This window comes from Streptomyces sp. NPDC032745, assembly GCF_055579465.1.
The window spans coordinates 1-3243 of sequence record NZ_JBVING010000040.1; the positions used below are offsets into that span (position 1 = coordinate 1).

The following is a 3243-nucleotide window of genomic DNA, read 5'->3' on the forward strand; positions in this document are numbered from 1 at the left end:
CACCACCCACCACCACACCCGGATCAACAACCACCTGCTCCAACACACGAAGCAAACGCCCCACAACACCCTCAGCCGACACCCGATCAAACAGATCCAGCTGGTGGTCGAGCCGGAACCGTAGTTCCTGGCCGGGTATGACCACGATGCCCAGCGGATAATGCATGGCCGAGTGGTGCTGCGAGCCGACCACCCGGAGCGCGGGGCGTGCCGAGCGCGTGGCCTCCTGCGGGTCTTCTCTGGGATAGCTCTCGAACACCATGCACGTGTCGAAGAGTTCTCCCAGTCCCACTTGCTGCTGAATGTCCGTCAGGCCGACGTGGTGGTGTTCGAGCAGTCTCGCCTGCTCGGCCTGGAGCCGCTCCAGCAGTGCACCCAGTCCCTCGGCGGGGTCAAGCCGTAGCCGCACCGGCAGGGTGTTGATGAAGAGGCCGACCATTTCGTCCACGCCCGGGAGCTCAGGAGGGCGCCCGGAGACGGTGACTCCGAACACCACGTCGTCGCGGCCCAACAGGCTGGACAGTACGAGGCCCCAAGCAGCCTCGACCACCGTGTTCAGGGTGACCCCGAGGGAGCGTGCCCGTGCCTGCAGACGCGCCGTGGTCGCGCGGCTCAGACCGAATCGGAGCTGGCCGGGTGCCTGCGCCACCCGTCCCGGCCGCGTCTCCGCGACCAGCCCGGGCTCCTCCAGTCCGGCGAAGGCTTCGCCCCAGTGCCGTTTGGCGGCCTCCGAGTCTTGCCCTGCCACCCAGCTGAGGTAGTCCTTGTAAGGGCGGAGGCGCGGCAGTGCCGACTCGTCACCCCCGTTGAGGTACAGCGCCATCAGGTCCCGCATCAGCACCGGCCGGGACCAGCCGTCCCAGAGGATGTGATGGTTCGTGATCACGAACCGGTGCCGTTCGGAGCCGAGCCTGACGAGCGTGAAGCGCACGAGCGGCGCTTCGGACAGGTCGAACCGGCGCCCGCGGTCCGCAGTCAGCAGCGCGGCGGCCGCCGCCTCGCGCTCCTCCTCCGGAGTGCCGAGCAGGTCTTCCTCCGTCCACTTCAACGGCACCTGCCGCAGCACGACTTGAGCCGGTCGGCTGAGGCCTTCGTGCTTGATCACCGTCCGCAGGGTCGGGTGCCGTCGCAGCAGGGCCTCGGCCGCCGACTTCAGCGCCGGCACATCGAGTGGTCCCTCCAGGTCCAGGACCATCTGGATGGTGTAGATGTCGTGGGTCGTCTCGTCGAAAACGTGATGGAAGAGCAGTCCCTCCTGCAGGGGAGAGAGCGGCAGTATGTCTTCCAGGCCTGATCGCTTCATTCCGAGGCACCCCACTCCGCTTCGAGCACATCGATATCGCTCTGGCTCAACATCGACAGGGACACGTCCGACGGCGTGAACCCTCCGGCATCCGCCTCCACGGTGTGCCGGACGAGCGCGCCGAGGGCTTCGAACCACGCTTCGGCGATGGCTCGTACGTCGTCCTCGGGGAGCAGACCAGTGGCCCAGGTCCAGTTCGCCACCAGTTCGGGACCGTTCTCCCCGTCCCGCGTCACCGCGTTGACCTCGATCGTGTGAGTGAGCGGCATGCTCGCGTCACGACCGCCGCCGATTCCGGCGGACCCCGGCGGCGGCGCCCAGTCTGCCGCCTCCTTCGTACCGAACCGACCGAGGTAGTTGAACTTGATCTGCGGCCGTGCCATCCCGGACAGCGCATGACCCGTCTTGGGATTCAGGTGCCGTAGCAGGCCGAAGCCCAGCCCCCGTCCGGGAACCGCGCGCAGCTGCTCCTTCACCTCCTTCAGCGCCTGGCCCACCGCGGGACCCCCTTCGGCCAGCTGCTCACGGTCGACGATGCCGGGGGCGATCCGCACAGGATGGGTGCTGGTGAACCAGCCCACGGTCCGGGTCAGGTCGGCGCCGGGTACCCGGTGCTCCTCGCGTCCGTGAGATTCGAGTTCAACGAGAACGCCACCGTCCTCGCCGAGCTCGTGTGCGTCATACCTGGCGGTGCGCCGCCACTCGGCCATTCCCAGGCCGAAGGCGGTGAGCAGCACGTCGTTGATTTCGGCATGGAACGCGGTGGGGACCGTCGTCAGAATGGCTTCGGTCTCGTCCACCGGCAGGCTGAGGGTCAGGTGCCCAGCCGTGCCGACCGTGTCCCGGGCGGCATTGAGCGGCCGGCTGCCGAGGGCCGGATCGGAGCCGCCGATGATCTCTGTCCACCGGCCCAGCTCGGCCACGGTCTCCGTTGCCTCGGCCAGCGCGTACAGCTGCCGGGACCAGCGCCGTAGCGATGTACCGACGGCGTCGAGCTGCACCGGGCGGTCCTGCGCAACGTCCCGGTATGCCTGAGCGATGTCGGACACCAGGATCCGCAGCGAGACCCCGTCGACGACCAGGTGGTGCACCACCAGCATCAGCGCTCCGGGGACCTTGGGGCCTCGGTCGAGCCAGACGGCCCGGAGCATCCGACCCTCGCTCGGTGCGAGAGCGCGCCGCGCCCTTGCCCCGTGCTCGGCCATCACCGAGAGGACCTCGGCGTCTCCGAGGGTGGACACGTCGACGCGGGTGAGGCACTCGTCCGCCTTCACCGTGCCGGGCTCGGTGATCTCCAGGGCCCAGCCGGCCGAGCTGTCGCCCCTCAACCGTGCACGAAGCGCGTCATGGTGGTCGATGAGCGCCTGGAGAGTGGCGCCGAGGTGCTGCTCGGTGAGCTGCTTCGGTGTCTGTACCACCGTCGACTGGTTGAACTCGTCGAAGGTGCCGCCACCCTGCTCGAACCGCTCCATCAGTTCACGCATGATCGGCGTGAGCGGCAGCTCGCCGACACCGTCATCTGCCTCCGCCGAGATGTGTTCGAGCAGGGCGGTGGCGACCTCGGTCAGCCGGGCGGGTGTCTTCTGCTCGAACACGTCACGCGGTGAGATGCGCAGATCCGCCTTGCGGGCGGCGGTGACGAGCTGGATGGAGAGGATGCTGTCACCGCCGAGGTCGAAGAAGTTGTCGTCGATGCCGACCTCGGACACGCCCAGGACGTCGGCGAACAACCCGCACAGGATCTCCTCGCGCGGCGACCTCGGAGCCCGGCCACCGGAAGTGCTCTCGTACTCCGGGACGGGCAGCGCGTTGCGGTCGAGTTTGCCGTGGGGTGTCAACGGGAGCGCATCCAGGACCACGACGGCGGAGGGGACCATGTACTCCGGCAGGACCTCCGCCACATGACCACGGATGCGGGCGGGATCCACATCACCCACGAC

2 protein-coding genes are annotated in these 3243 nt (G+C 68.2%); both read right to left on the reverse strand.

The window, feature by feature from the left end; genetic code table 11:
* Positions 1–1303 (reverse strand): condensation domain-containing protein (locus tag ACZ5WG_RS40755; protein WP_468729696.1); only part of this gene is annotated, 1303 nt, incomplete at its 3' end.
* Positions 1300–3243: condensation domain-containing protein (locus ACZ5WG_RS40760; RefSeq protein ID WP_468729697.1), on the reverse strand; the 1944-nt coding region annotated here is incomplete at its 5' end. The genes ACZ5WG_RS40755 and ACZ5WG_RS40760, both read right to left, overlap by 4 nt.